Origin of the sequence: Streptococcus oralis (assembly GCF_003943415.1) — a bacterium.
GTDB classification, from domain to species: domain Bacteria; phylum Bacillota; class Bacilli; order Lactobacillales; family Streptococcaceae; genus Streptococcus; species Streptococcus oralis_BJ.
This window is the reverse complement of record NZ_RJPK01000004.1, coordinates 83,530-105,146: the sequence shown is the minus strand read 5'-3', so window position 1 is coordinate 105,146 and position 21,617 is coordinate 83,530. Positions and strand designations below refer to the sequence as shown.

The following is a 21,617-nucleotide window of genomic DNA, read 5'->3' as shown; positions in this document are numbered from 1 at the left end:
AAAAATTATGAAAAAAGATAGTATCTGCCAAGTGAATATTATAAATCAACAAAATGTTACAACCGCAACGAACTACCTTGAAAAGGAAAAAGTCCAAAAATCACTTCGCATTTTATCAAAATTTACCGATAATAAACAGATAAATATCATCTTTTATCTCCTTGCCGTCGAAGAACTCTGTGTCTGCGATATAGCCTGTTTACTAAATCTCAGTATGGCATCTGCCTCCCACCATCTTCGTAAACTAGCCAATCAAAACATCTTGGACACTAGAAGAGAGGGGAAAATTATATATTATTTTATAAAAGATGAGGAAATCAGAGATTTTTTTAATCAACTAGGATAACAACTATTTTTACTACTTTTCCATGATTATAAGGGATTATATATGAAATTTTTTGATGAAAATTTCCCATAAGAAATACCTACTCGTATCAAATGTTTAAGAAAAAAGTATAATTTAAAGCAAATCGACCTAGGTAATGCAGCTCAAGTTAGCCAAGTTGAAAAGGGAGGAATTTGAAAGAAAATGTATCTTTGATAGTAGTCATTTATTGTGAAATATGATATATTTATTAATTAGATGGATGAATATTTCTAAAGTTAAATAAAATATGACAGATACATGTTTTTTAGTGTATCTTGTTTGTACTCAAAGTATGAAATGAATATCTAATATTTAAGATTAATAAATATTATACGATGAGATAGAATGCTACAAAATGAAAGGTGATGTAATCTGATGAAGAAAGATAGATTAATTGCATTGACAGATGCGGTTCTAGCAATTATAATGACTATCCTAATCTTAGAATTAGAAAAACCAACGACACCAAGTCTTCAAGCTTTTTGGGATTTACGGCAAAATTTCTTTGCTTATTTTCTTTCCTTTTTCTGGTTAGGATCGTTATGGATGGCACTAAACACACTATGGGAAAAGGTTGAGAAAATTTCCCCACAAATTGTTTGGTGGAATTTGTTTCTTTTATTTTTTGTTTCATTTATGCCCTATGCTACTGGAATCGTTAGTAGTCATTTCATGAACCATACGGCACAGCTCTTTTATGGACTGATCGTTATTGTTTCAACGGTAGCAAACTGGTTTTTACATAAAGTAATTGATAAACCCAATATAGATCAGAAAGAATTACTTGAAGCTACCGCACAATATAGAAAGTTATTGATACCTGACCTAATAATTAAAGGAGTGGGATTGATTCTATCCTTAATTCTCTATCCTCCGATTATGATGTATAGTGTTTTAATTGCGGCATTTTACATCATAACTTTAAAAACACTATCTGAAAAAAGAGTGAATAACTAAAAAACGGTGACCAAAGTTAGGTGTATTATTTTAATGATTACAGACCTAAACTATTCCCCTATTTAGAATCTATTAATTCATATTTTATAAATTAATTAGTAGATATCGTTCTTAAAATCCTTGATATTTCGCTGTTTTTAGTTCAACTGAAACGCATACTTTCCAAACCAGATTTTAAGAAAGCTCGTAAAGCTAGGTAGTTTTCTAAACGTTAAAAACTAGCTACAATACAGCATTTACAACACTTCATGGTTCACACCATGGGGTGTTTTTGATGATTTTAAGCAAAATTCACACCATTTAATTGAAAGTTATTTAAATTAGATGAAAATTTATTTTCTGAAAAAGTGGGAAAACATTGATTTTAAGCGAATTTTGAATCATATTCGAATGGGAGTTTTTAAAATCATGTTTCGGTTGTAAAAGTGCCAAAGTTGATTCTCCATAGGAGAATGATATCTCCTGCTAGTAAATCATCTGCTAATAGGTCCATGTGTCATTTGGGAACGGGCTTGAGATTTAGTAGCCAAGCTTCGACATCACGATTAAGAGAGATATAGGGCTTGACAGGGTAGTTATCAAAAGTAGTATTCATAAATTTTTTCTTTCTAATTTATCTCTATTAGTCTAATAAATTTCTAAAAAATTTAAAAATTTTTAACTCTGTCAAGTTTTTTTCTTGACACCTGTCAGAAATCTGCTATAATAGAACATGTGCTAAATAGCTCAGCTATTTCACCGAAATAAAAAATAAGAAAAGAGACTTTAAAAATGGCAGTTAAAATTCGTTTGACTCGTATGGGTTCTAAGAAAAAACCTTTCTACCGTATCAACGTAGCAGATTCACGTTCACCACGTGACGGACGTTTCATCGAAACAGTTGGAACTTACAACCCACTTGTTGCTGAAAACCAAGTGACTTTGAAAGAAGACCGCGTTCTTGCATGGTTGGCTGATGGAGCTCAACCTTCAGATACAGTTCGCAACATCCTTTCAAAAGAAGGCGTATTGAAAAAATTCCACGATTCTAAATTCTCAAAATAAGTTTAAAGTAGGTTGACAGATGGATACGATTGAAAATCTCATTATTGCGATTGTGAAACCTTTAATTTCACAACCAGATGCCTTAACTATCAAGATCGAAGACACACCAGAGTTTTTGGAGTATCACTTGGATCTTGACCAAAGCGATGTCGGTCGTGTAATCGGTCGTAAGGGTCGCACTATCTCAGCGATAAGAACGATTGTCTACTCTGTCCCAACTGAAGACAAAAAAGTAAGAATCGTTATCGATGAAAAATAAAAAAAGCGGGACAGATGTCTCGCTTTTTTGTGAGGAGGAGAAGATGAAGGATTTAACATTTAGACAATTACAAGCTTACTTACTCGAACATTACCAGCAATCTCGAACTGAGGAAGGCCTCTTTATCAAGCTAGTGGAGGAAGTCGGAGAAGTAGCCGAGGTCTTGAATGGGGGCTCTGGTCGAAAAGAGGGTGTCCAGGACTCAAACGACGAACTAGCCAAAGAACTGGCTGATATCATTCACTACACTGTCGCAATTGCGGCCATCAACGATATTGACCTAACCAAAACCATCTTTGACAAAGATAAGAAAGCTGCCATTAAGTACCAGCATGAAAGAGATTTGGAAGAATTTTTGGATAGCTTCCAAGAGAATTAGGAGTAATCTCTTTTCACTGATATGAAAGGTTTCTCCTAGTTTATGCTAGCTTGTATAGAGAAAGCAATGAAATTGGCAGTTTATATTATTAAAGTAAGGAATCTCCAAGAGGCAGACAAGTTAGAACTTGTGAGACAAGAACGAGAAAAGCAGATCAGACTGGCTGAATCCTTTTTAACTAATGTAATAGATAAACGGTGAAAGAAGGCATAAAATACCAATCCTAGAAATAGCATCTAGGATTTTACTATGCTAAAATGGATAGACAGTCTCAAAGAATTCTAGTCAATCAATCTTGAGAATAGCTATTTTTAAATGGAGTGACCATCTATGAACGAGAAAACAAAAGCATACCTAGCAGCCTTATCCTTTTCAGCAATCATTGGTTTTTCTTTTTTATTTACTAAGATTGCTTTGGGCTATGCTAGTCCTCTCACAAACTTAGTACATCGCTATACAATCGCTGCTTTGGTATTGGTCATCCTTCATCAAACAAAACTTATCAATGTGAGTTTAAGTAGAAAAGATATTCTTTCAATTCTGCCTATGAGTCTTTTCTATCCACTCCTCTTCTTTATTTTCCAATCCTTTGCTTTACAGTATATATCGTCTTCTGAAGCGGGAATTTTACAAGCGCTTGTCCCGATTTTTACTCTCCTTTTGGCATCGGTCTTTCTCAAGGAAAAGACTGGTTTGCTACAAAAGTTCTTTTTAATTTTATCCGTAGCAGGAGTAGTTTTCATTTTCCTTAGCAAAGGAGCAAACTTTAGCACTGAAACTGCTAGCTTGGGCTTTCTCTTGATGTTGGGATCTGTTCTTGCCAATGCGATAAACAATATTCTCAGCAAGGTTAAAGGAGGCCGCTATCGGGCTATGGATATGACAGCTGTTGTGATATTTGTTGGCTTCATCACCTTTAATATGCTAAGCCTGACCTCGCACTATCTAGAGGGGAATATATTAGCTTACTTTGCGCCACTTGGACAGGTGCCCTATCTGCTTTCCATCCTCTATTTGGGAATACTAGCCTCTATCGTGACTGGTAGTCTCTCTATCTATGCTATCGTTCGCCTCGGGGCATCAACCGTCAGTGTCTTTGGTAATCTTGGAACAGTTTTGACCATTCTAGCTGGGGCTCTTATCCTCCACGAACCAATTTATAGTTACCATGTGATTGGAGCAACTTTGATTATTGCTGGAATTTTAGGCATGAATCTGATGAGAAAAAAGTAAAGATTGCTTAGTAGTCTTTTTCTTTATTTAAATGATGCAGAAAATTCAAAATTTTTAATGAAATTAGGCTTAGAAAACAAAGATTTTAATATAGCATGATAAAATAGATAAAAGAATGATACTAGGATAAAGAGGAGAGAGTGTAAAAATGAAGCCAAATGATATTGCTGAAGCTATTGCTTTTTATAACAGAGAACCCGAGATGTTGAAACGTCACGTTATAGCAGTCGTAGATTGTGATTTGGTTGTTTATCATCGTCCTGGAAACGCAAGTAAAGGACACATTATTTTTTATCATGGAGCTTGTGGCCGTAGTCAGATGTGGGCCCACCAGTATGATGCTTTCGATGGATTTGACCTTTACTTTGTCAATGTTAGAGGGCAGGGGGAATCACCTATGAAAGTTGGCCTTCCCGACTTGGAAGGCGCTGTTCAAGATGTAGATGCTATTTTGTCCTATTTCCAGCTAGATAAGGTGATATTGGTTGGTCATTCTTGGGGAGGAAATCCACTTCAAGAGTACACTTATCGCCATCCAGAAAGAGTCCTAGCCTTGGTCATGGTAGATAGTTGGGGACAGCATCGTTACCTATCAGATAAAGAAAGAGGTCGAATCAAATATAGTTCTCTTATGTACAAAACGATTCCTTGGAGGGTGATTGCAGATAAAAACTCAAAAATGTGTACTGATAACCCTATCACAAGAGAATTGGTCAAGACGGCCATTATAGAAACTGGGCGAGATGTTTTCTTGAACCTTGGAATCACAGGTTTCTTGGCAGTCCATGAGATAGAAGGATATAAAGGAAATCCTCCTATGCTTTTAGTAAGAGGAGAAAATGATTTCCCCAAACACCTGAAAATAATATATGATGGTATCATTGCCTTAAATCCCAATGCGCGTCAAGTAACGATTTCAGATAGCAAACACCAACCGATGAATGATCATCCTCAAGAGTTTAATCAGATAGTTGGTGATTTTTTTGAAGAAGTAGTAGCCTTGTAAGATAGGACCTATCCAACTTGTGAAAATCCCTGGAACGTGATAAAATAAAGGATAAGGGTTTTTAATAAATCATTGTTATAGAATGAGTGGATTTCTTTATGAAACGGTTTGAAGTAACTACAAAAATTGGCAGTCTCTCTGTTACTTATAAAAAGCAAAAGAAAGTGCTTGTTTGTTTAAATGGCGCAGGTTTGCTACCAAGTTATGAAAATTTTTCACTTATACTTGAAAAACTTCCTTCCACAATTGGTTATTTGACAATTGATTTTCCAAACACAGGTAGGAGTCCGATTCATGACCAAGCTGGAAAAAATCTGGACAATCTTGTAGACGCGGTTTATGAAGTACTTGAAGAATTGGCGATTTCTGAATATATACTTTGTGTACATAGTTTTAGTGGAATTTTAGCTTGCAAATTGCTCAACAAATCAATTAAGTGTCAGGCTTTACTAGCAATTGAACCAACAACTAAAAAAGTAATGTTTTCTGATTTTTCAGAAAATCCCTATCCAGAAATGGAAGAGCAGATGAGGTTGATTGACGAGTGTGGTCCTGAACTTTATTTTAAGAACTTAACTCAAGCAACATTTAGTCCTGAAACTAATAAAGAAATCTGGAAAATAATGCAAGAAAAAAGATCAGAGTTGGAAAATCAAGATACAAAATTTCGAATATCTGGAGAGATTACTGAGGAAGATTTTGAGAATGTATCTATAGAAGCTCATGTCCCTGTATTTATTTTTTGTCAGGCTTATAGAGAAAAAGAGTACAGAGACTCAGAATATTGGACTTCCAATACTAAACTTATTTTGGGAGGGAATCACCACTATTTACAATGGTCAGAATCAGAAAAAATTGCGACTATTATTCGAGAATTGTCAGAATAAGATGGAAAGAAGGAGAGTACAGGAGACAAGATGAACTACTTTAATGTTGGGAAAATCGTCAATACGCAGGGTTTGCAGGGTGAGATGCGAGTCTTGTCTGTGACGGATTTTGCTGAAGAACGTTTTAAAAAAGGGGCAGAACTGGCTTTATTTGATGAAAAAGATCAGTTTGTTCAAACAGTGACCATTGCTAGCCACCGTAAGCATAAGAATTTTGACATTATCAAATTCAAAGACATGTACCATATCAATGCGATTGAAAAGTACAAGGGTTATAATCTCAAGGTCGCTGAGGAAGACCTAAATGACTTAGATGATGGTGAATTCTATTATCACGAGATTATCGGTTTGGATGTTTACGAGGGAGATAACTTGATTGGAACCATAAAGGAAATCTTACAACCAGGAGCCAATGATGTCTGGGTGGTCAAACGAAAAGGTAAGCGAGATTTGCTTTTACCTTACATTCCGCCAGTAGTTCTCAATGTTGATATTCCAAACAAACGGGTTGATGTGGATATCTTAGAAGGATTAGACGATGAAGATTGATATTTTAACCCTCTTTCCAGAGATGTTTTCTCCGCTGGAACACTCGATTGTTGGAAAGGCTCGAGAAAAAGGGCTCTTGGATATCCAGTATCATAATTTTCGAGAATATGCTGAAAAGGCCCGTCATGTCGACGATGAGCCCTACGGAGGCGGTCAGGGAATGTTGCTCCGCGCTCAACCCATTTTTGATGCCTTTGATGCCATTGAGAAGAAAAAACCCCGTGTCATCCTTCTTGATCCTGCTGGGAAACAGTTCGATCAGGCTTACGCTGAAGATTTGGCTCAGGAAGAGGAACTAATCTTTATCTGCGGTCACTACGAAGGATATGACGAGCGCATCAAGACCTTGGTAACCGATGAGATTTCTCTAGGAGACTATGTCTTGACTGGTGGTGAATTGGCGGCTATGACTATGATTGATGCGACTGTTCGCTTGATTCCGGAAGTAATTAGCAAGGAGTCTAGTCACAAGGACGATAGTTTTTCTTCGGGATTGCTCGAATATCCCCAATACACACGTCCTTATGACTATCGAGGCATGGTGGTTCCAGATGTGCTTATGAGTGGGCACCATGAGAAGATTCGTCAGTGGCGACTTTATGAGAGCTTAAAGAAAACCTACGAGCGCAGACCAGATTTGCTAGAAAACTATCAACTAACAGCAGAAGAAGAAAAAATGTTGGCTGAAATCAAAGAAAACAAAGAATAAAGGAGAACCTTATGCAAGTAATCAAACGTAACGGAGAAGTTGCAGACTTTGATCCAGATAAAATTTACCAAGCTGTCCTAAAAGCAGCTCAGACAGTTTATGTTTTGACAGATGATCTACGTCAAAACCTAGCTCAAGTCACTAAAAAAGTAGTCTTGGACTTGGAAGAAGCAAAAGTGGAACGTGCAACTATTAGCATGATCCAATCAATGGTTGAAAATCGTTTGTTGGGGGCAGGATATATCACCATCGCAGAACACTACATTTCTTATCGCTTGCAACGTGATTTGGAGAGAAGTGGTTACGGTGATCACATCGCAGTTCACCTACATTTTGAACAAATTCGTTAAGAAAAAGAGTGGGATGAAAACATCTCACTCTTTCTTAAATAGACTTTTCTGAGCTTTTTGTACAGTTGAGGGAACGAAACGAAGTCGCTTAATGTCACTGATACGAATGATTCGAGTTACGTTTTTTGAAAAATTCTTGACGATGATTTGGTTGCGATTAGCATCGTGTTTGACAATATCACCCGTAAAACTTGTCTCAGCAAGTATGACATGAATAGCAGTTTTTTTCTGGATGGCTTGTTCAATTGTAGCAATGAGGGAGTCGTTTTCAGAATAATCTCGTTCATCCTGTCCACTGAGAAAGTCTTGTATCTTATCTAAGACATGCTTGAATGTATATCTCATAGGCTTCTCCCCTCTTATATAACCATATTATATAAAATTTTCGTAAAATCTACAAGATTTTACGAATAGACTATAGAAAGCATATCACATAAAGGAGTTAAAATGGCAGAATTTACATTTGAAATAGAAGAACACTTACTCACCTTGTCTGAAAATGACAAAGGATGGACAAAAGAACTAAATCGCGTTAGCTTTAATGGAGCACCAGCAAAGTTTGATATTCGGACTTGGAGCCCTGACCATACCAAAATGGGCAAAGGAATCACGCTTTCCAATGAAGAATTTCAGGTAATGGTAGATGCCTTTAAAGGAAATCAATAAAAGGATATTGAGTTTTTGACTCAGTATCCTTTTTGGGTTAAATTGAGAAGTATGCTTGTCCCCTAAGTCGTTGTAATAGTAGGCGACCAATGAAGCTAATCGTAATGATCTTACCAAGGTCAGGGAGGATAAAGGGAAGGACACCGACAGCAAGTGCTTTGTCAAGTGCCATACCAGCAAGGAAGTGGAGGCTGAGCATACCTCCGACAAAGACGAGGGAATCACCCAAGAGGTTGGCTAGGAAAATGCGAATATAGCCACTATTTTGATGGATGAGATAAGATGTAAGTCCTGCATAGACAAGATCGAACCAGAGATAGCCTGCACTTGGACCGACTAAAACGTGAAATCCCGCACCACCCCCTGCAAAGACTGGTAAACCAATGGCACCCAGCAGGAGATAGAGAGCTACAGATAGAACGGCTTCCCTAGGTTTAAAAACAGTTGCAATCAGACCGATCGCAAAGTTTTGCAGAGTGAAAGGTACAGGACCGATAGGGAGACTGATTTGTGCCAATACGGCGATGAGAGCAGCACCGATAGCAGGGATAGCATAGATATGAGCTTTTTTCAAAACTGTTAACCTCTTTTCAAAATCATAGTAACTATTATACTGATTCAGGAACAAAAGTCAACCTATTTTTAAAACACAGATAACAATTTTGTAACAGCCGATTTTGCAAGTAAAAAGAGACCACATGGGGTCTCTTGCGATAATTAGCGCATGGTTACAAATTCTTCTGAAGCGGTTGGGTGGATAGCTACTGTAGCATCAAAGTCCGCCTTGGTAGCCCCCATCTTGATGGCAACAGCGAATCCTTGAATCATCTCATCCACTCCGTAACCAAGTCCGTGAAGACCAACAACTTTTTCGTCAGCACCGGCGGTGATAAGTTTGAAGCGAGATTCTTGACGATGGCTTGTAACAGCAGAGTACATGGATGCAAAACTTGACTTGTAGACTTTGATGTTATCTTGGCCGTATTCTTTGATAGCTTGCTCCTCGGTCAAACCAACAGTTCCGATTGCTGGGTGGGAGAAGACTACAGTAGGGATAGTCGTGTAGTCCATCTTGGCATTTGTTTTCCCGTTGAAGAGGCGTTCAGATAGGGTACGTCCTGCCTTGATGGCCACTGGGGTCAGTTCTTTCTCACCAGTAACATCTCCAAGGGCGTAGATACCATCTACAACTGTATTTTGATACTCATCCACTTGGATAAATCCACGTTGGTTGAGTGTAACGCCAGCCTTTTCTAACTCAAGACCGTCTACATTTGGACGGCGGCCGGTAGCCCAGATAACTTGGCTAGCGGTGTGACTAGAACCGTCTTCGAAATGAATCGTAATGCCTTGCTCCGTTTCTTCGAGCTTGACGGGTACCTTATGCGTGTGCAAAGGTATGCCTGTTTTTTCCATTTCATTGACAAGACCTTCAACGATGTAGTTGTCAAAAGTGCGCAAGGGACGATCGCGACGCACAAACAAATCCGTTTTTACTCCTAGTGCGTGGAGAACACCTGCTAATTCAACAGCGATATAACCAGCTCCAAGAATCGCAACGGATTCAGGAAGTTGCTCCCAAGCAAAGACATCGTCTGAGCTACCACCGAGTTCAGCTCCAGGAATAGTTGGGATGCTTGGACGAGCGCCAGTCGCAATAACGATATGCTTGGCACGAATCAATTCACCATTGACGCTGACGGTGTGGGAATCAACAAAATGAGCACGCCCTTCAATCAAATCAACCCCGTTGCGTTTGAAACTTCCATCATAAGATGAGCGAGCACGGTCGATGTAGGCTTCACGGTTTTGGCGAAGTTTTGCAAAATCAAATTGCACATCTGAACTCGTAAAACCGTAGTCAGGACCGTAGTGGTGGAAGCTTTCAGCGATTTGCGCTCCATACCACATGATTTTCTTAGGAACACAGCCAACGTTGACACAAGTTCCGCCTAATTTTTTCTCTTCGATAACAGCTGCTTTAGCGCCGTGTTCACCAGCTCGGTTCATAGTGGCGATACCGCCACTCCCTCCACCGATGGCAATGATATCATATTCTCTCATGGAAAACTCCTTATAGTTTTGATAGTCATATTCTATCGTTTTTATTTTTTGAATGCAAAAATCTGCTACGCCCTAAAGAAATAGCAGAAATCACTTGCTAAATATAGAAATAAGGTGTATGATGTTACTAGTACAATTTCGCATAAATCAAATGGAAACAAAGCATGTTTCCTGAATTGTTCTCTTTTCTCTCTGAACAATCATTGTTTAGAGTAGGTAAATTTGCTATAATAGTCTTTGTATTGAAAATAAAATAGGAGTTTTGTGATGAAGGGGAATAAGAAAACTAAAAAATGGCAACTATACACAGCTATTGGTGCTGCAAGTATTATTATAATCAGTGCAGTGGGTATTTTGCTATTTAGACAGCCCTCTCAGGCTGCCAGTAAGGATGACACTTCGCATCTCGTAGTCGCAAAGGAAGGAACAGTTGCCTCCTCTGTTCTTTTATCTGGTACTGTCACCGCAAAAAATGAACAATATGTTTATTTGGATGCAAGTAAGGGTGAGGTGGATGAAATCTTGGTTTCTGTTGGAGATAAGGTTGACAAAGGACAAGCACTCGTAAAATACAACAGCACAGAAGCGCAGTCTGCTTATGATGCAGCTAACCGTGCCATAGCCAAGGCTGATCGTCGTATCAATGACTTGAAGGAATCACGAAACAACACTCTAGCTGATTCGGAAGAATATGATGATGGAACGCAGGGTTCTTCTGTCTCTTCCATAGATTCTCAGATTAGTGATGCTCGTGATAGTCGTGCTGATGCAGAGGCGCAACTTAAAAAGGCGCAGGCCCAATTGGACGCAACAAAGGTTTTGAGTACGCTAGAAGGTACAGTTGTAGAAGTTAATCGCAATGTATCGAAGTCCACAACTGCTGCAAATCAAGTGATGGTTCATGTAGTAAGTAACGACAATCTACAAGTCAAGGGAGAACTTTCCGAGTACAATCTTGCCAACCTTTCTGTTGGCCAAGAAGTGACCTTTTCTTCCAAGGTTTACCAAGATAAAACTTGGACAGGGAAGATCAGCTTTATTTCAGCTTACCCTAAAAATAGTGGAGAAGGAACGAATGCTATAACTGGGGGGAATACTGGTTCTAAATATCCTTATACGATTGAAGTAACGAGTGAGATTGGTGATTTAAAACCAGGTTTTACCGTTAGTGTTGAGGTTAAAAGTGACAAGAAATCAATCCTCGTACCCTTAACCAGTGTCATTACTGAAGACGGGAAAAACTACGTTTGGGTTGTTGACGAAGAGAATAAGGCTAAGAAGGTTGAAGTTAGCTTAGGAAATGCTGACGCAGAAAACCAAGAGATCACATCTGGTTTGACAGACGGAACCAAAGTCATCAGTAATCCAACGACTTCCTTGGAAGAAGGAAAAGAGGTGAAGGCTGATGAAACAACTAATTAGTCTAAAAAACATCTGCCGGAGCTATCGAAATGGTGAACAGGAACTGCAGGTCTTGAAAAATATTAATTTGGAGATTGGCGAAGGTGAATTTGTTGCCATTATGGGACCATCTGGTTCGGGTAAATCTACTCTGATGAATACCATCGGAATGCTGGACACCCCAACTAGCGGCGAATATTATCTAGAATGTCAAGAAGTGGCCCGTCTAGGTGAAAAGCAGTTGGCACAGGTACGTAACCAACAAATTGGTTTTGTCTTTCAACAGTTCTTTCTTTTGTCAAAGATGGATGCTGTTCAAAATGTTGAGTTGCCCTTGATTTATGCAGGAGTTCCAGCTGCCCAACGTCGCAAGTTAGCAGAGGAATATCTGAGTAAAGTAGAGTTGACTGATCGTATTCATCACCTTCCTTCGGAGTTGTCTGGCGGTCAAAAACAACGGGTGGCCATTGCGCGTGCTCTTGTTAACGATCCCTCAATCATCCTAGCTGATGAACCGACAGGTGCCTTGGATACGAAAACAGGAAGTCAAATCATGGAACTCTTGGTTGAGTTAAATGAAGAAGGCAAGACTATTATTATGGTAACGCACGAGCCCGAAATTGCAGCCTATGCAAAACGCCAGATTGTAATCCGTGATGGAGTTATTTCATCTGATAGCGCTCGTTTGGAAGGAAAGGAGAACTAAGATGCAAAATCTGAAATTTGCCTTTTCATCTATTATGGCACACAAGATGCGCTCCTTTTTGACCATGATTGGTATTATCATCGGAGTCTCTTCAGTAGTTGTCATCATGGCTTTAGGGGACTCTATGTCTCGTCAGGTCAATAAAAATATGACAAAATCTCAGAAAAATATTCAGGTATTTTTCTCACCAATTAAAAGTAAGGACGGTTCCTTTACACAAAAGCAATCTGCACTAACACTATCTGGTAAAGAAGAAGATGTTCACGTAGAACCACCTAAAACACAGGAATCGTGGGTTAAGGAAGCTGCCAAACTAAAAGGTGTAGATGGCTATTATGTGACTAATAGTACAAATGTTACTTTGACCTATAAGGATAAAAAGGTAGAGAGAGCAAGTCTAACAGGTGGCAATATGACTTATATGTCTGCTGTAGAAAATAAAATTATTGCAGGTAGGGATCTGAGAGAACAAGATTACCGAGATTTTGCAAGTGTGATTTTGCTAGATGAAGAACTCGCTAAAAGTCTTTTTGACTCGCCTCAGGCAGCACTCAATCAAATTATTTCAGCCAATGGATATAGCTATCGCGTGATTGGTGTTTACTCTAGTCCTGCTGTTAAAAGTGCTAAGATGTTTGGTGTAGGTGGCTTACCGATTACAACCAATGCTTCTGTAGCAGCTAATTTTAATGTGGAGGAAATTTCTAATATTGTCTTTCGTGTGAATGATACGAGTCTAACTCCGACTTTGGGGCCAGAACTCGCACGTAAGATGACAGAAATTGCAGGAGTACAGCAGGGAGAATATCAGGTTGTGGACGAAACTGCCGCTTTTGCAGAGGTTCAGCAAATCTTTGGTTTTATGACCGCTATTATTAGTGCTATCGCAGGAATCTCTCTCTTTGTGGGAGGGACTGGAGTTATGAATATCATGCTGGTTTCTGTAACGGAGCGTACTCGAGAGATTGGTCTTCGTAAAGCATTGGGAGCTACACGAGCTAATATCTTGGTACAGTTTTTGATTGAGTCCATGATCTTGACCTTGCTAGGTGGAGTCATCGGCCTAGTAAGTGCAGCGGGCTTGACCACGCTAGCAGGTGCTTTGTTAAAAAATATGATGGAAGGAATAGAAATTGGTGTCTCGCTACCGATTGCTCTCTTTAGCTTGGCTGTTTCGGCTAGCGTTGGTATGATCTTTGGGGTCTTACCAGCCAATAAAGCGTCTAAGCTTGATCCAATTGAAGCCCTTCGCTATGAATAAGATAGACAAGATGGACATTTGTCTATCTTGTTTTTGTATGGATTTCCCTATCGAAAATCACCGAAAATATGATATAATGAAGTGTTAGAAAAACAGGTTTCATTTGCCTGGAAAGGAAAAATTATGTCTGAAAAGAATTTTTATATTACAACACCGATTTACTATCCATCTGGTAAACTTCATATCGGTTCTGCCTATACAACCATCGCCTGTGACGTCCTAGCTCGCTACAAACGTCTCATGGGCTACGATGTCTTTTATCTGACAGGTCTTGACGAGCATGGTCAAAAGATCCAACAGAAAGCGGAAGAAGCTGGCATTACGCCACAAGCTTATGTTGATGGCATGGCAGTTGGCGTCAAAGAACTCTGGCAATTGCTCGATATCTCATATGATAAATTCATCCGTACAACTGATGATTACCATGAAAAAGTAGTAGCACAAGTATTTGAACGCTTGCTTGCTCAAGGTGACATCTACTTGGGTGAATACTCTGGCTGGTATTCAGTCTCGGATGAAGAATTCTTTACAGAAAGCCAGCTTGCAGAAGTTTTCCGTGACGAAGCTGGAAATGTGACGGGCGGTATCGCTCCATCAGGACATGAAGTGGAATGGGTTTCAGAAGAGTCTTACTTCCTTCGTCTCAGCAAATACCAAGACCGTTTGGTTGAATTTTTCAAATCGCACCCTGATTTCATCACTCCAGATGGTCGTCTTAATGAAATGCTTCGCAACTTCATCGAGCCAGGTTTGGAAGATTTGGCAGTTTCTCGTACAACCTTTACATGGGGAGTACCAGTCCCATCAAATCCAAAACACGTTGTCTATGTTTGGATTGACGCTCTCCTTAACTATGCGACAGCTCTTGGTTACGGTCAAGATGAGCATGGAAACTTTGACAAGTTCTGGAATGGAACAGTTTTCCACATGGTTGGAAAAGATATTCTTCGTTTCCACTCTATCTACTGGCCAATCCTTCTTATGATGTTGGATGTTAAATTGCCAGACCGCTTGATTGCTCACGGTTGGTTTGTCATGAAAGATGGCAAGATGTCTAAGTCTAAAGGGAATGTCGTTTATCCTGAAATGTTAGTAGAACGCTATGGTCTCGATCCACTTCGTTACTACCTCATGCGTAGCCTTCCAGTTGGTTCAGACGGAACCTTTACTCCTGAGGACTATGTAGGTCGTATCAACTATGAATTGGCAAATGACCTTGGAAACCTCCTCAACCGTACGGTTTCTATGATTAACAAGTATTTTGATGGACAAATTCCAGCCTATGTAGAGGGTGTAACAGAGTTTGACAAAGCTCTTGCTGACGTAGCAGAACAATCAATCGCTGACTACCATACAAACATGGAAGCAGTGGATTACCCACGTGCGCTTGAAGCAGTCTGGACTCTGATCTCACGTACCAACAAATACATCGATGAGACTGCTCCATGGGTCTTGGCTAAGGATGAAGCTCTCCGTTACATCGATGAGACGGCTCCGTGGGTCTTTGCTAAGGATGAAGCTCTCCGTGACAAATTGGCAAGTGTTATGAGCCACTTGGCAGCTAGCCTTCGCGTTGTCGCTCACTTGATTGAGCCATTTATGATGGAAACCAGTCGTGCAGTCTTGACCCAACTTGGTCTAGCAGAAGTTTCTAGCCTTGAGAACTTGAATCTAGCAGACTTCCCATCTGGTGTAACTGTAGTTGCCAAAGGAACTCCAATCTTCCCACGTCTGGATATGGAAGAAGAAATCGCCTATATCAAGGAACAAATGGAAGGCAACAAACCAGCAGTCGAAAAAGAATGGAATCCTGATGAAGTCGAACTCAAACTAAACAAGGAAGAAATCAAGTTTGAAGAATTTGACAAGGTTGAAATCCGTGTCGCAGAAGTCAAAGAAGTGTCTAAAGTGGAAGGTTCTGACAAGTTGCTTCAATTCCGTCTGGATGCTGGTGATTGCGAAGACCGTCAAATCCTCTCAGGAATTGCTAAGTACTATCCAAACGAACAAGAATTGGTCGGCAAGAAGGTACAAATCGTTGCCAACCTTAAGCCACGTAAGATGATGAAAAAATATGTCAGCCAAGGGATGATTCTCTCAGCTGAATATGATGGTAAACTAACCCTTCTCACAGTTGACCCATCCGTACCAAACGGAAGTGTGATTGGATAAAAGCAAAAAACCAACGTTAGACACGTTGGTTTTTCTTGTTATGTACGAGATTTTCTAAGAAGTAGTCCATCTCCTTTTGCGACCGGAGGACAATTACTTTCTCTGGATAGGTTTCTTGAACCCGTTGATAACGTTCTTTAGCATTCTTTGTCCGCCCATCCCAGAGAATCCATCTGATAAAGTCCCAGTCAAAGCGTTCAGGGCAACCTGCAGCCATGCTTTCTCTGACCTTGCCTCGGTATGTGAGATACCGTTTAAAGGCTCGAAAAAGACAAGTCCATGGGGAAAAATTGAGAAAGATGATTTGGTCAGCTTCCTGCATTCTTTCTTCATAGCAACACCAAGAGTAGTTGCCGTCGATGACCCAAACTTCGTGCTTTGTGAGAAAGTTTTTTATCTCGCCCAGCATCCATTCGCGGTCACTATCTTGCCAACCAGGTTGAAATTGAAGTGTATCCATATGCAGTTTGGGGATAGAGTAGTAGTTTGATAACGTTTCAGCTAGAGTTGACTTGCCGGCTCCAGAATATCCGATGATTGCTATTTTCATTTTCTACCTTTTTGTATTCAAGGACAAAAAAACAGCCTCTATGGACTGTTTCTTATTTAGCAAGTTTAGCTGAAAGACGAGCTTTATCGCGGCTTGCTTTGTTTTTATGAATCAAACCTTTAGTTTCTGCTTTGTCGATAGCTGAGCTAGCAGCACGGAAAAGTTCTTCAGAAGGGTTTGCTTCGAAAGCTTTGATAGCAGTACGCATAGCTGATTTTTGAGCTGAGTTTTTTTCGTTTTGTTTAACGTTCAATTCAGCGCGTTTGATAGCTGATTTAATGTTTGCCAATGTTCTTACCTCCATATTTACTAACTATACCATTATATATGAAAACTTAGGTTTTGACAAGGGGAAATTATTTTTTTAGGTAAATTTCATCGATTTCATGGTTTTTAGTCTTGTGGAGAATAACCTCGGCGCGATTCCTTGTCGGTTCGATATAGTTTTGTAGATTTGTGAGATTAATACTGGTCCAAACCTGATGTGCAAAGGCTTCAACTTCTCCAATCGGCATTTGCGTAAAGCGGTGGTAGTAGCTGTTGGGATCATTTTGGGCAAAGCTGAGCAGCTTTAAGAAACGATCCAGATACCAACTTTCAATGTCCTCAACTGCTGCATCCACATAGATGGAGAAATCAAAGAAATCAGTGATGTAAAGGCGCTCATTTTGAGGGTTTTGAAAGACATTAATCCCCTCGACAATGACAAAGTCAGCGGCTTTGACACGTTGCTTTTCTCTAGGGACGATATCATAAACCTCGTGAGAATAGACAGGAATATCGACATCTTGCCCATTCTTTAGGCAGTCAAGAAAATTCAACAAGGCTTCCATATCATAACTTTCAGGAAAACCTTTGCGATTTAAGATATCTTGGTCAATTAAAGTTTGGTTGGGATAGAGAAAGCCATCCGTTGTCACTAGTTCTACAGTAGCATCCGGGAGAGTACGTGATAGAAGAATCTGAAGTAAGCGACTAGTGGTCGATTTCCCCACAGCAACACTTCCAGAAACCCCAATGATAAAAGGTTGGGATTTGCTTTCACGTTGGAGGAAAATTCCTTTTGAAAATGCCAAATCATCCTTAGTGCGCTTGTAAATATGGATAAGATGGACAAGGGGAAGATAGACGTCCGTTACGTCCTGCAGACTAATCTGGTCATTGAAACTCTTGATGGAGTCCAGTTCTTCTTCCGTCAAGGGAGGAGTTGTTTTGCGATGCAATGATTGCCAAGTCTGGCGACTGATTTTCTCAAAATGTAAAAATTCGTTGGTCATTTGTTTTCCCCTAGATATTTTGTTTATCATACCATAAAAAGCTAAAAAAATAAAGCGGTTTCTTGATGGTAGTAAGTCAATATCGTATAATAGGGGTAGATGGAGGTTGAATAATTTAATGATGAGATAGGGAATTGTTTCTGAAGACTTATCAGTTATTAAAAGTGTTTTTTTAGTTCGCAACTTGTAGGAGGTATACAATGAAAATCTTGAGATGTTACTTATTGGAACTCTGTTTTATTTTAAGTTTTGCACTACCTTTTATAAGGGGAGCGAATGCGGATAATGGGAGACGCTTTGTAGAAACTTATTACGGTTTTACCTTCTTAATGGACCATCTCCTTGTAACAGTTGTCTTTATCTGTTCGCTCTTGATTGCTTGGCTACTAAAAAAACGGTGGATGAAATGGCTTGCTGCTGGTAGTTATCTATTTTTGATTTTGTGGATTGCTACAGAAGGATATCTATTCCGTATGTCACTAGAAGATTTGATACGACTTTGGACAAGTTTGGAAATCTTGACACAAACTTATCAGTTGGGTTTTTATCTAAACATCATATTGGGAATCCTGTTGATAATAAAGTGTTTTAAGGTTAAGCAATAGTAATAAAAATGCGCCTGATTACAGACGATCTGTTTTTTCCTGACTATGATAATTTGTAGTTCACGATCGATTGTAATGTATTTCTAATAATTGAAAGAGATTGAAGAAAAGGTTTTTTGACTAGGATTCTTCAGTCTTTTTCATTTTATCATCACTTTGTAAACGATTTACAATTCAAGCCAAATTATGGTAAAATAGTTTTATGAGTAAAATGTATTATGCAGAAAATCCTGATGCTGCTCACGACATTCATGAGTTGAGAGTGGAGTTGTTGGGACAAAAAATGACCTTTTTGACGGATGCGGGTGTTTTTAGCAAGAAAATGGTTGACTTTGGGAGTCAGCTTTTATTGAAGTGTCTAGAGGTTAACAAAGGAGAAGCGGTCCTTGATGTAGGCTGTGGATATGGTCCCTTAGGGCTTTCTTTGGTCAAGGCTTATGGAGTTCAGGCAACCATGGTCGATATCAATAACCGTGCCTTGGACCTAGCGCGACAAAATGCTGAGAGAAACCAAGTTTCAGCGACGATTTTCCAATCCAATATCTATGAACAAGTTGAAGGGAAGTTTGACCATGTTATTTCCAATCCGCCGATTCGAGCGGGTAAACAAGTTGTTCATGAGATTATCGAAAAGAGCAGAGAATTCTTGAAAGACGGAGGAGATTTAACCATCGTCATTCAGAAAAAGCAAGGAGCTCCAAGTGCTAAAAGTAAGATGGAAGACGTTTTTGGAAATTGTGAAATCGTAAAGAAAGATAAGGGATATTATATCCTTAGAAGTGTGAAAGAATGAGAGCAGTTGATTTAATCCAAAAAAAACGAGATGGTCAAGAACTGACTGCAAATGAAATCAAGTGGCTGGTTGAAGGCTATGTGGCTGGAACTGTTCCAGACTATCAGATGTCTGCCTTTGCTATGGCTGTTTATTTTAAAGGAATGACCACACGTGAGATTTCTGACCTGACGATGAATATGGTTAAGACAGGTCAGGAGTTTGATTTGTCAGCCATAGATGGTATCAAAGTAGATAAACACTCGACAGGTGGTGTTGGTGATAAGGTGACCTTGATTTTAGCTCCCCTTGTTGCTAGCTTTGGTGTACCTGTGGCAAAAATGAGTGGTCGTGGTCTTGGCCATACTGGTGGGACAATTGATAAATTGGAGTCCATTAAGGGCTATCAAGTCGAGCGAAGTCAAGAAGATTTTATTCGTCAGGTACAGAATATTGGTGTATCTGTCATTGGGCAGTCAGATCAGCTGGTTAAAGCAGACAAGCTTCTCTATGCCCTCCGTGATGTGACTGCAACTGTCGACACGATTCCTTTGATTGCTAGTTCTGTTATGAGCAAGAAAATTGCTGCAGGAGCGGATGCCATTTTGCTAGATGTGACTGTTGGTGAGGGTGCCTTTATGAAGACTGTTGACGAGGCGCGCGAATTGGCTCAAACTATGGTTGATCTCGGTAAGGCAGTTGGTCGAAAAACAGTTGCAGTCATTACAGATATGAGCCAACCCTTGGGGCGAGCTATTGGCAATCGTCTCGAAATCCTTGAGGCAATCGAGATTCTCCAAGGAAAAGGCCGAGAAGATATTAGTCATTTTATCTGCGAGCTAGCTCAGATTATGCTTGGATTGGCTGATGTTGAGAAAACGATCGAGGAAATCCGTAAACATCTTGAGAATGGCCAAGCACTGGCTAAGTTTGAAGAAATGGTAGCAGCACAAGGCGGTGATTTAGAAGACCTCTATCGCCCCGTCAAGGTTGCTCATGTGGTGGAAATTCCAGCTCAAGAGACAGGTGTTATTTCAGCTCTTCCAGCTATGGAATTTGGGCTCTATGCCATGAGACTAGGAGCTGGTCGTGCAGTCAAGTCTGATGACCTGGACTATGAAACAGGGATTGTTTTTGAAAAGAAAGTTGGAGACTCCGTTCAAAAAGGAGAAATTGTTGCAAAAGTTTATACAAATGGAAAAATTTCTTCTGAACTAGTTACAGAATTTCAAAAATATGTTAAAATAAATGATGGAGTGCAAAGTTTACGAGAAATTATAGAAATTATCTCATAAAACCAGGGAGAATCCGAATATGAAGTTAAATAAATATATCGATCATACGCTTTTAAAGCAAGATGCAAGCCAAGAACAAATTGATCGTTTGCTATCTGAAGCGCGTGAGTATGACTTTGCCAGCGTTTGTGTCAATCCCACATGGGTTAAACATGCGAAAACAGGACTTGAAGGCTCAGATGTAAAGATTTGTACAGTAGTAGGTTTCCCTCTTGGAGCAACAACTTCAGCTGTGAAAGCTTTTGAAACCAAAGAAGCTGTTCAAAACGGTGCAGATGAGATTGATATGGTTATCAATGTTGGTGCCCTCAAATCAGGCAATCTTGATTTAGTTGAATCGGACATCCGTGCTGTCGTAGAAGCAAGTGGTGACAAGTTGGTTAAGGTTATTATTGAAGCCTGCTTGTTGACAGACGATGAAAAGGTTGTGGCCTGCCAATTATCCCAGAAGGCAGGCGCTGACTTTGTCAAAACATCTACTGGCTTTTCAATTGGTGGTGCTACGGTAGCAGATGTTAAATTAATGCGTGAAACAGTCGGACCAGATATGGGAGTTAAGGCTGCTGGTGGAGCTCGCTCATATGCAGACGCTCTTGCCTTTGTGGAAGCAGGCGCTACTCGTATTGGAACATCTGCTGGCGTTGCGATTTTAAAAGGAGAATTGGCAGATGGCGACTACTGAGTTGATTGAACTAGCAATTGAAACCAGCAAGAAAGCCTATGTACCCTATTCTCACTTTCCCATCGGAGCTGTTTTAGTTGCCAAGAACGGTAGCATTTATACGGGTGTTAATATCGAGAATGCTAGTTATCCTTTGACCAATTGTGGAGAGCGTACTGCTATTTTTAAAGCAGTTTCGGAGGGGCAACGGGAGTTTTCAGAGTTGATTGTCTACGGACAAACTGAAAAACCCATCTCGCCATGTGGTGCTTGCCGCCAGGTCATGGTTGAATTTTTTGAACAAGATCTAAAAGTGACTTTAGTCGCTAAAGATAAATCGACGGTCGAGATGACGGTCGGGGAGTTACTTCCATACTCATTTACAGACTTAAATTAGTCTGAGCTACTCTTTGAGTGGCTGTGGTCTACGTGACCAAACGATCTATA

At 39.8% G+C, this 21,617-nt stretch carries 27 protein-coding genes and 1 pseudogene; 21 read left to right on the top strand and 7 right to left on the bottom strand.

Annotated features, from left to right (window positions below; genetic code table 11):
• Nucleotides 1–7 precede the first annotated feature (7 nt).
• Together cadX and D8801_RS06525 are read left to right on the top strand one after the other, a co-directional pair.
• The gene (cadX, locus tag D8801_RS06535) at nt 8–346 is read left to right on the top strand and encodes a Cd(II)/Zn(II)-sensing metalloregulatory transcriptional regulator CadX (protein WP_000711085.1); all 339 of its coding nucleotides are present in this window, start codon (nt 8–10) and stop codon (nt 344–346) included.
• Nucleotides 347–742: 396 nt separating this feature from the next.
• Complete coding sequence (locus D8801_RS06525; RefSeq protein ID WP_000711074.1) at nt 743–1,324, top strand: TMEM175 family protein; 582 nt, start codon at nt 743–745, stop codon at nt 1,322–1,324.
• 406 nt (nt 1,325–1,730) lie between these two features.
• On the opposite strand, the pseudogene D8801_RS06515 reads toward D8801_RS06525, so the two are convergent.
• A pseudogene (locus D8801_RS06515) lies at nt 1,731–1,919 on the bottom strand (hypothetical protein).
• 176 nt (nt 1,920–2,095) lie between these two features.
• Here D8801_RS06515 and rpsP point away from each other — a divergent pair.
• From rpsP to D8801_RS06470, 9 genes are all read left to right on the top strand, one after another.
• Nucleotides 2,096–2,368, top strand: a complete 273-nt coding sequence (gene rpsP, locus D8801_RS06510) for a 30S ribosomal protein S16 (protein ID WP_000268760.1) — start codon at nt 2,096–2,098, stop codon at nt 2,366–2,368.
• Between the two features lie 19 nt (nt 2,369–2,387).
• Nucleotides 2,388–2,627: an RNA-binding protein KphA gene (kphA, locus tag D8801_RS06505; protein ID WP_000379617.1), complete on the top strand. Its 240-nt coding sequence runs from the start codon at nt 2,388–2,390 to the stop codon at nt 2,625–2,627.
• Between the two features lie 43 nt (nt 2,628–2,670).
• Nucleotides 2,671–3,006 (top strand): MazG nucleotide pyrophosphohydrolase domain-containing protein, encoded by a 336-nt coding sequence (locus D8801_RS06500; protein WP_125848696.1) that lies wholly within the window; start codon nt 2,671–2,673, stop codon nt 3,004–3,006.
• 330 nt (nt 3,007–3,336) lie between these two features.
• Nucleotides 3,337–4,239 carry a DMT family transporter gene (locus tag D8801_RS06495; RefSeq protein ID WP_125848694.1) on the top strand — a complete coding sequence of 301 codons (903 nt, stop codon included), beginning with the start codon at nt 3,337–3,339 and terminating at the stop codon, nt 4,237–4,239.
• 148 nt (nt 4,240–4,387) lie between these two features.
• Nucleotides 4,388–5,245, top strand: a complete 858-nt coding sequence (locus tag D8801_RS06490; RefSeq protein ID WP_000803904.1) for an alpha/beta fold hydrolase — start codon at nt 4,388–4,390, stop codon at nt 5,243–5,245.
• A gap of 98 nt (nt 5,246–5,343) precedes the next feature.
• Nucleotides 5,344–6,132, top strand: a complete 789-nt coding sequence (locus D8801_RS06485) for an alpha/beta hydrolase (RefSeq protein ID WP_125848691.1) — start codon at nt 5,344–5,346, stop codon at nt 6,130–6,132.
• Between the two features lie 30 nt (nt 6,133–6,162).
• Entirely contained in the window at nt 6,163–6,681 is a 519-nt protein-coding gene (rimM, locus tag D8801_RS06480; protein ID WP_125848690.1) for a ribosome maturation factor RimM, read from the top strand.
• The gene (trmD, locus tag D8801_RS06475) at nt 6,671–7,390 is read left to right on the top strand and encodes a tRNA (guanosine(37)-N1)-methyltransferase TrmD (protein ID WP_125848688.1); all 720 of its coding nucleotides are present in this window, start codon (nt 6,671–6,673) and stop codon (nt 7,388–7,390) included. The genes rimM and trmD overlap by 11 nt, the downstream gene beginning before the upstream one ends.
• Before the next feature lie 11 nt (nt 7,391–7,401).
• Complete coding sequence (locus tag D8801_RS06470) at nt 7,402–7,740, top strand: ATP cone domain-containing protein (RefSeq protein WP_001196053.1); 339 nt, start codon at nt 7,402–7,404, stop codon at nt 7,738–7,740.
• A gap of 24 nt (nt 7,741–7,764) precedes the next feature.
• On the opposite strand, the gene D8801_RS06465 is transcribed toward D8801_RS06470, so the two are convergent.
• The gene (locus D8801_RS06465) at nt 7,765–8,085 is read right to left on the bottom strand and encodes a hypothetical protein (protein WP_125848686.1); all 321 of its coding nucleotides are present in this window, start codon (nt 8,083–8,085) and stop codon (nt 7,765–7,767) included.
• Between the two features lie 102 nt (nt 8,086–8,187).
• Here D8801_RS06465 and D8801_RS06460 point away from each other — a divergent pair, with 102 nt between their 5' ends.
• A complete protein-coding gene (locus tag D8801_RS06460) occupies nt 8,188–8,406 on the top strand; it encodes a YdbC family protein (RefSeq protein WP_125848684.1) in 219 nt (72 codons plus the stop codon).
• Nucleotides 8,407–8,443: 37 nt separating this feature from the next.
• On the opposite strand, the gene D8801_RS06455 is transcribed toward D8801_RS06460, so the two are convergent.
• Nucleotides 8,444–8,980, bottom strand: coding sequence for a biotin transporter BioY (locus D8801_RS06455; RefSeq protein ID WP_125848682.1), 537 nt, complete (start codon nt 8,978–8,980; stop codon nt 8,444–8,446).
• A 143-nt stretch (nt 8,981–9,123) separates the two neighbouring features.
• On the bottom strand, nt 9,124–10,470 hold the full coding sequence (gene gor, locus D8801_RS06450; protein ID WP_125848680.1) for a glutathione-disulfide reductase: 1,347 nt from the start codon (nt 10,468–10,470) through the stop codon (nt 9,124–9,126).
• A gap of 267 nt (nt 10,471–10,737) precedes the next feature.
• On the opposite strand from gor, the gene D8801_RS06445 reads away from it, so the two are divergent.
• The 4 genes from D8801_RS06445 to metG all read left to right on the top strand — a co-directional run bounded on the left by D8801_RS06445 (nt 10,738) and on the right by metG (nt 16,010).
• Nucleotides 10,738–11,892: an efflux RND transporter periplasmic adaptor subunit gene (locus tag D8801_RS06445; RefSeq protein ID WP_125848678.1), complete on the top strand. Its 1,155-nt coding sequence runs from the start codon at nt 10,738–10,740 to the stop codon at nt 11,890–11,892.
• A complete protein-coding gene (locus D8801_RS06440) occupies nt 11,876–12,577 on the top strand; it encodes an ABC transporter ATP-binding protein (protein WP_125848676.1) in 702 nt (233 codons plus the stop codon). Before D8801_RS06445 ends, D8801_RS06440 begins: the two co-directional genes overlap by 17 nt.
• A 1-nt stretch (nt 12,578) precedes the next feature.
• On the top strand, nt 12,579–13,838 hold the full coding sequence (locus D8801_RS06435) for an ABC transporter permease (RefSeq protein WP_001180412.1): 1,260 nt from the start codon (nt 12,579–12,581) through the stop codon (nt 13,836–13,838).
• Nucleotides 13,839–13,961: 123 nt separating this feature from the next.
• Nucleotides 13,962–16,010: a methionine--tRNA ligase gene (gene metG, locus D8801_RS06430; protein WP_125448526.1), complete on the top strand. Its 2,049-nt coding sequence runs from the start codon at nt 13,962–13,964 to the stop codon at nt 16,008–16,010.
• Nucleotides 16,011–16,026: 16 nt separating this feature from the next.
• On the opposite strand, the gene D8801_RS06425 is transcribed toward metG, so the two are convergent.
• The 3 genes from D8801_RS06425 to coaA all read right to left on the bottom strand — a co-directional run bounded on the left by D8801_RS06425 (nt 16,027) and on the right by coaA (nt 17,837).
• The gene (locus D8801_RS06425) at nt 16,027–16,560 is read right to left on the bottom strand and encodes a DNA topology modulation protein (RefSeq protein ID WP_125848674.1); all 534 of its coding nucleotides are present in this window, start codon (nt 16,558–16,560) and stop codon (nt 16,027–16,029) included.
• A gap of 52 nt (nt 16,561–16,612) precedes the next feature.
• Nucleotides 16,613–16,849, bottom strand: a complete 237-nt coding sequence (rpsT, locus tag D8801_RS06420; RefSeq protein WP_001274000.1) for a 30S ribosomal protein S20 — start codon at nt 16,847–16,849, stop codon at nt 16,613–16,615.
• Between the two features lie 67 nt (nt 16,850–16,916).
• Nucleotides 16,917–17,837 carry a type I pantothenate kinase gene (coaA, locus tag D8801_RS06415; RefSeq protein WP_125848672.1) on the bottom strand — a complete coding sequence of 307 codons (921 nt, stop codon included), beginning with the start codon at nt 17,835–17,837 and terminating at the stop codon, nt 16,917–16,919.
• A 200-nt stretch (nt 17,838–18,037) separates the two neighbouring features.
• On the opposite strand from coaA, the gene D8801_RS06410 reads away from it, so the two are divergent.
• The 5 genes from D8801_RS06410 to D8801_RS06390 all read left to right on the top strand — a co-directional run bounded on the left by D8801_RS06410 (nt 18,038) and on the right by D8801_RS06390 (nt 21,567).
• On the top strand, nt 18,038–18,442 hold the full coding sequence (locus tag D8801_RS06410; protein WP_125848670.1) for a hypothetical protein: 405 nt from the start codon (nt 18,038–18,040) through the stop codon (nt 18,440–18,442).
• A gap of 202 nt (nt 18,443–18,644) precedes the next feature.
• Nucleotides 18,645–19,235: a class I SAM-dependent methyltransferase gene (locus D8801_RS06405; protein WP_125848668.1), complete on the top strand. Its 591-nt coding sequence runs from the start codon at nt 18,645–18,647 to the stop codon at nt 19,233–19,235.
• Nucleotides 19,232–20,509: a pyrimidine-nucleoside phosphorylase gene (locus D8801_RS06400; protein ID WP_125844269.1), complete on the top strand. Its 1,278-nt coding sequence runs from the start codon at nt 19,232–19,234 to the stop codon at nt 20,507–20,509. The genes D8801_RS06405 and D8801_RS06400 overlap by 4 nt, the downstream gene beginning before the upstream one ends.
• A gap of 19 nt (nt 20,510–20,528) precedes the next feature.
• Nucleotides 20,529–21,191, top strand: a complete 663-nt coding sequence (deoC, locus tag D8801_RS06395; protein WP_125848666.1) for a deoxyribose-phosphate aldolase — start codon at nt 20,529–20,531, stop codon at nt 21,189–21,191.
• Complete coding sequence (locus D8801_RS06390; RefSeq protein ID WP_000246099.1) at nt 21,178–21,567, top strand: cytidine deaminase; 390 nt, start codon at nt 21,178–21,180, stop codon at nt 21,565–21,567. Before deoC ends, D8801_RS06390 begins: the two co-directional genes overlap by 14 nt.
• The last annotated feature ends 50 nt before the right edge of the window (nt 21,568–21,617 follow it).